Origin of the sequence: Actinophytocola sp., from assembly GCF_009379765.1 — a bacterium.
In the GTDB taxonomy this organism is placed as follows: domain Bacteria; phylum Actinomycetota; class Actinomycetes; order Mycobacteriales; family Pseudonocardiaceae; genus Actinophytocola.
In genome coordinates, this window is record NZ_WHTD01000279.1 from 1 (window position 1) to 5789 (window position 5789).

Genomic DNA, 5789 nt, shown 5'->3' on the forward strand with positions numbered 1-5789 from the left:
CTCGATACTCGCCGCGACATACCGGGCCCGTCGTCCACGTTGATCCACAACGCGACAGACTCACAGATCGGCAGGTCAGACACATCACCGACACGCCTGACCTGTCCACCCCACCTCATGTGCGGAAGACGGGGCTAGCCGACGCTGCGCAGAGCGGTCGCCAGACGGCTCGTCGAACGGCCCGGGTGCACAGGGACCAGCACCGTCCGGCCACCCCACACCCGCAGCAACCGGGTCTCCGGGAGGTCGTCCGCGTTCGGGTAGTCGCCGCCCTTCACCCAGATGTCCGGGCGCAGCTCGTTGAGGATCGCCACCGGAGTGTCCTCGTCGAAGACGGCGACCGCGTCCACGCTCGACAGCGACCGCAGCAGCTCCACGCGGTCGGCCTCCGGGGTGATAGGTCGGCCGACACCCTTGAGCCGCCGCACCGAGCGGTCCGAGTTCACGCACGCCACCAGGCAGTCGCCCAGCGCGCGAGCAGCCGCCAGCGTCCGCACGTGGCCGGCGTGCAACAGGTCGAAGCAGCCACCGGTGGCGACGACCGTGCCGCCCCGGGCCCGGACCTCGTCGACGACATCGCGCGCCCGGCTCATCCCCCCGCGACCCGACGGCAACGGGTGGACGTTGGGACGCACGGATGCCACGCCGCCCGCGGCGAGGAACGCCGCGGCGGCGTGCACCGCCGTGGTCACCGCGCCGGTCACGTCGGCACCGGCCAGCAGCGCGCCGGCGGCCGTCGCCGCGAACCGGTCGCCCGCACCACACGGATCGGCCACCAGCATGCGCGGAGCCGGAATCGTGCGCGGCGTGGTCCCGTCGTCCAGCGCGGCGCCGCCGGCCCCCATCGTGACCGCGACCGCCCGGACCGACCATCGGTTGCGCAGGTCCGTCGCCGCATCCGAACCGGTGCGAGCAGCACTGAACCGGAGCGCCTCGTCCAGATTCGGGCTCACCAGCGTGGCGTGCTCGACCGGAGCCGGGCCGCCTGGGTGCGGGTCCCACACCAGTGGCACGGTTCGGGCGCGATGGGCCAGCAGGCCGCGCAGCCGCTTGTCGGCTGCGAGACCGCGGCCGTAGTCGGCGACGTGCACGGCGTCGGCGCCGCACAGCGCGTCGAGCATCTCGTCGGTCACGACGGGCGGCTCACCTCCGCCGCCCTCGTCGATCCGCGCGATCGACTGGCCGGCACAGCGCAGCCGGGTCTTCACCGGGGTGGCCACGCGCGCCGGGCCGATGACCGTGTCCAGGCCCACCAGCTCGGCCCGCAGCCGCTCGCCCGCCGCGTCGTCAGCGACGGCGGTGACCAGAGTGATGTCGAGACCGTCGGCCGCGGCGAGCGTCGCGGCCAACCCGGCGCCACCGGCACGATGGTCGCGCCGAGCCAGGTCGACGACGGGCGCGGGCGCGTCCGGGCACAGCCGCTCGGCGGTGCCGATCAGGTCCACGTCGAGCAGCGTGTCTCCTACCACGACCAGCTTCATGGCGTCCTCCCCTCGCCGAGCCCATCGAGGAGAGCTCCCGAGGGCAAGCGGCTGAACGCGGTCACCCCGGCACACGTCTCGCGGCGGATCGACTCGATTGTCCTCTGTAGACCATCGGAGAGGGATACCTCGGGCTCCCAGCGGAGGCTGCAGCGGGCCAAAGAGATGTCCGGGCAGCGGCGGCGCGGGTCGTCGACCGCGGCGGACTCGTAGGTGATCGGCGAGGTCGAGGCGACGATGTCCCTGATCCGTTCGGCGACCTCGCGCACGCGCAACTCCTCGGGGTTGCCGATGTTCACCGGGCCCGGCATCGCACTCGCGGCCATCGCGACAAGACCACGGACCGTGTCGTCCACATAGCACACCGAGCGGGTCTGCTCGCCGTCTCCCTGAATGGTGATCGGCTGGCCGGCCAGTGCCTGGCGGATGAAGGTCGGGATCATGCGGCCGTCGTCGGGCTGCATCCGTGGACCGTAGGTGTTGAAGATGCGGACGATCGCGACGTCGCCGTGGCGGCTGCGGCACCACGCGGCGGTGAGGGCCTCGGCGTAGCGCTTGGCCTCGTCGTAGACACTGCGCGGGCCGATCGGGTTGACTTGGCCCCAATACGTCTCTCGCTGCGGGTGCTCGGTGGGGTCGCCGTACACCTCGCTGGTGGACGCGAGCAGGAACCGCGCGGAGTGTTCCTCGGCGAACCGGAGCGCATGCCGGGTGCCGAGCGCCCCGGCCTCGAGCGTCTCGATCGGCAGCCTCAGGTAGTGCCGCGGCGACGCGGGCGAGGCCAGGTGGATGACGAGATCGAAGGCGCCGCTCACCCGCACCTGCTCGGTGACGTCGTGCTCCACGAGCCGAAATCCCGGCGCCTCGGCGAGGTGAGCGACGTTGTCCGGCGTACCGGTGGCGAAGTTGTCCAGGCACACGACCTGCATGTCCCGGCCGAGCAGGTGCTCGCACAGGTGCGAGCCGATGAACCCGGCCCCACCGATCACCAGCGCCCGTTCGAAGTGCCGTCTCATCTGCCCACCGCCTCGTCGAAGGTGGAGCTCGGCTACCCGGGCGATGCGGTGACAAACGCGGTGGACGCCGTCGTCTCCAGCCGTGTCGTTCGGGTTTCCCCGCTTCGCCGTGATCGCCGCGGTGAACAGATCCGGCGTACCGGCCTCGCCCGGCGTCCAGGATCTCGTGCGGTCGTGCAGCGGTGGGTGCGGGCGGGCCAGGGCGGTGCCGGCCCGCCCGCACCGGTCTGGTCCAGCTCGTGGCCTCGTTAGGCCGTGAGCCGGTTGGCCAACAGGGCTTTGCCCTGTTGGGCGCCCTTGCGGCTCTCGCCCTGGGCGCGGCGGAAGAACTCAGCCAACTCGGTGTCACCGTCGCGTTCGGCGTCCTGGGCGTAGACCTCCATCCGCAACGCGTTGCTCAGACAGGCCTCGGTGAACCAGATGAGGTTGTAGTCCTTGTCCTTGGTACCGGTGACCGCACCGGTCTCGGTCGAGGTCATCACGCCTCTCCTAATCAGTCGAACAGCCGGACGTGGTGCGGCTACCACGCGAGGTGGCGGACAAACGTCGCGTCATACCGAAAGACGCTGGACGGGCACGCCCGTCGAGAAGCGCCTCGACACCGGCAACGGGAGATGACGTGCAATGGATGCTCACCGGCGACGGCGTGGTCATCTCGTGTTCATCGTGCTGTAGGGGTTGGGCGCGACGGCCGCCGCTCCTGCGGATCCGCAGCCTGCGCGCGGGTTAGGGTGCCGCCCCGCGGGTAACCCGCGGGACATGAACGTGCGCAGCATTCTTCGGGCGGCCGAGTCGGCCAGTGTGGTCGACCGGCCAGCCGGCGTCGTCGCCGGCGTGGTACGCCGGGTTCTTGGCCGGAGCTGGCTGGACAAGGTCCTCCGTGGCTCATGGCTGGGGCATCCGGTCCACCCGCTGCTGGTGGCGGTGCCCATCGGCGCGTGGCTGAGTGCCGCGCTGTTCGACTACGCGGGCGAGCGCAGGCCGGCACGCCAGCTCGTGGCCCTGGGGCTCGCGGCCACCCCGCCAACGGTCCTCGTCGGACTCGCCGACTTCGGTGAGCTGAACGCCGAGCAACGACGGGTCGGTCTGCTCCACGCGTCCGCCAATCTGGTGTCCACAGGGTTCTTCCTAAACTCGTACCTGTGCCGACTACGGCGTCGGCACACCGCGGGAGTGGTATGGAGCTCGTTCGGTCTGCTGGCCCTCGGCGTCGGCGGCGCACTCGGTGGGCACCTGTCCTATGCCCAGGGCGCCGGCGTGCACCGGTGGACAGTGCAGGAGGCGCCGTAGCCGGGCCGCCGAGCGCCGTTCCCGGTCAGCCAGGTCCAGCACGGTCTTCAGTCAGCCGTCCTCGGCGCGGCAGGTACCTGCGATGGCTGCAGTTTCCCATGTGGACGGTTCATCACCGCGCCGAACGGGAACCGGTTGGCAGGTCGCCTTACGCCGTGACTGATCCGTTGGAGACACTCGACGGAACGGAGGGAGGGGCTACTCGTGCAGGACGATGCCTGGCGTCTGGACAAGGCCGAGTTCGTCGACCGACCACCTGACGCCCCACACCCGGCCGGGGACCAGGAGCAGAGCCCGCTGGCCCGGCAGCTCACCCTGCTGACCAAAACGCTGCTGGCCGCAGACTCCGTGGCCGGTGCCTTGGAACACGTCGTGGACGCGGCCTTCGAGGTGCTACCCGACGCGGACGTGGTCAGTGTGACACTCCGCTCGGACGACGGGCGACTGCACACCCCGGTACAGACCAACCCACTCGCCGTCGAGCTCGACGAACTGCAGTATCGGTACGGGCACGGCCCCTGCCTCGACGCCGCGCGCACGCCGGGCATGGCCTACAAGTACGCCGGAAACGTCGCCGTCGAACCAGAGTGGCCGCAGTTCGGCCCCGCGGCGGCCGAGCGTGGCGTCCTGTCCGTCCTGTCCACGGCCCTCGTTCCCGACGCCGCCCCGCCCCGGCTTTCCGGGGCGCTCAACGCCTACTCTCGTAAGCTCGGCGGACTCGGCGACGCCGTCAGCCGGGACCGCGCCCTGCTTCTGGCCACTCACGGCTCGCTCGCACTGGCGCACACCGAAGCTGTCCGCCTCGCCGACCTGCGCGAGGCGCAACTGCGCACGGCGCTGGAAACCCGCGATGTGATCGGCCAGGCCAAGGGCATCCTGATGAACCGCCGCGGCCTGACCGCCGAGCAGGCGTTCGACCTACTGCGCCGCACGTCCCAGGAACTCAACGTCAAGCTCGTCGAGGTGGCGCGCACCCTCGCCGCCCGGCACGCCGAGCTCGACCCGCCCGGCCACTGACAGACCTGCCCAGCCTCCTGGCCGAGGCATCGCTCGCGGTGGTGTCGCCGCAGCCGAGCCGGGTATGCGGGCGGGAGCGACCGGAATGTGGGTGCTGCGCTCATCCGGGTCGTCAGGTGGCCGGCGTGGCGCAGCAGCGACCTTCAGCAGCGAAGGGTCGAATCACCCGGGCACCGCACACTCGGGGGGACACGACACCAAGGGTTACCGCCGCCTAGATGATTGATTCCGTGAAGATCATGTGAAGGCGGCCCGATGTCGGGGCATGGGAGGAGGGTGTTCATGATCAATGTGTGACGAAAGACCTGAACACCCTCCTGACCGCACCCTACGTGCTGGTTGATGACCACGTGGTCCCGCCCCGCACCGGTCGGGGTCACCGACCCAATCTCACCGACGGTGAGCTGATCTGCCTGGCGGTGGCCCAGATCATGCTGGGCTACCACAACGAACGCCGGTGGGTTCGCCATGTTCATGCCGACGCCGTGACCACGCTGGAGCTGTTCCACGGTGATCACCGCGAAAGTGTGCCGCAACAGATGGGCGTGACCGTGTAGTTCCATTCCCCGCGCTCGGCAGCGGGCATTAGCCTGCCGAAACAAATCCTTCCAGGTCGACACGGCAACCGGATCCCCGTACTCGGACAACCAGAACCCGGCGGGCTCCAAACCCCGCGGCGTGTCGATGAGCAGCCGGCGACCCTCATCAGGGCCGAGCTGGGCCACCTTGATCCGACGCTGGTTCCCATCGTGCCGCGCGATCGCCACCGGCTTGCTCGGATCCTCCACCACCCACGGGCGACGCCACCGCTCATAGCGGCCGGCTGCGCCGGCCTGCGCGATCACCGCTAGCCGGGTATTCCGCACATGGGGGTTGATCAACTCGAGTTGGTTGTCGGGTGCGGTACTTGATCATCTTAGGGTGGTGGGGTCGACGCCGAGTAGATCCAGGAGCCGGGCCTGAAGTGGTGAGGGTTGGGGGATGC

At 70.1% G+C, this 5789-nt stretch carries 6 protein-coding genes; 3 read left to right on the forward strand and 3 right to left on the reverse strand.

Features of this window, described 5'->3' with window-relative positions; genetic code table 11:
* Positions 1 to 134: 134 nt before the first annotated feature.
* From GEV28_RS41885 to GEV28_RS41895, 3 genes are all read right to left on the reverse strand, one after another.
* Positions 135 to 1481, reverse strand: coding sequence for a PfkB family carbohydrate kinase (locus GEV28_RS41885; RefSeq protein WP_291419892.1), 1347 nt, complete (start codon positions 1479 to 1481; stop codon positions 135 to 137).
* Positions 1478 to 2497 carry an NAD-dependent epimerase/dehydratase family protein gene (locus tag GEV28_RS41890; RefSeq protein ID WP_291419894.1) on the reverse strand — a complete coding sequence of 340 codons (1020 nt, stop codon included), beginning with the start codon at positions 2495 to 2497 and terminating at the stop codon, positions 1478 to 1480. Before GEV28_RS41890 ends, GEV28_RS41885 begins: the two co-directional genes overlap by 4 nt.
* Before the next feature lie 248 nt (positions 2498 to 2745).
* Positions 2746 to 2976 carry a hypothetical protein gene (locus tag GEV28_RS41895; protein ID WP_291419896.1) on the reverse strand — a complete coding sequence of 77 codons (231 nt, stop codon included), beginning with the start codon at positions 2974 to 2976 and terminating at the stop codon, positions 2746 to 2748.
* A 280-nt stretch (positions 2977 to 3256) separates the two neighbouring features.
* Here GEV28_RS41895 and GEV28_RS41900 point away from each other — a divergent pair, with 280 nt between their 5' ends.
* The 3 genes from GEV28_RS41900 (at position 3257) to GEV28_RS41910 (ending at position 5361) form a co-directional block, all read left to right on the forward strand.
* Positions 3257 to 3787 carry a DUF2231 domain-containing protein gene (locus GEV28_RS41900; RefSeq protein WP_291419898.1) on the forward strand — a complete coding sequence of 177 codons (531 nt, stop codon included), beginning with the start codon at positions 3257 to 3259 and terminating at the stop codon, positions 3785 to 3787.
* Between the two features lie 204 nt (positions 3788 to 3991).
* Positions 3992 to 4804, forward strand: coding sequence for a GAF and ANTAR domain-containing protein (locus GEV28_RS41905; protein WP_291419899.1), 813 nt, complete (start codon positions 3992 to 3994; stop codon positions 4802 to 4804).
* Between the two features lie 293 nt (positions 4805 to 5097).
* Positions 5098 to 5361 (forward strand): hypothetical protein, encoded by a 264-nt coding sequence (locus GEV28_RS41910; RefSeq protein WP_291419901.1) that lies wholly within the window; start codon positions 5098 to 5100, stop codon positions 5359 to 5361.
* Positions 5362 to 5789: the final 428 nt, after the last annotated feature.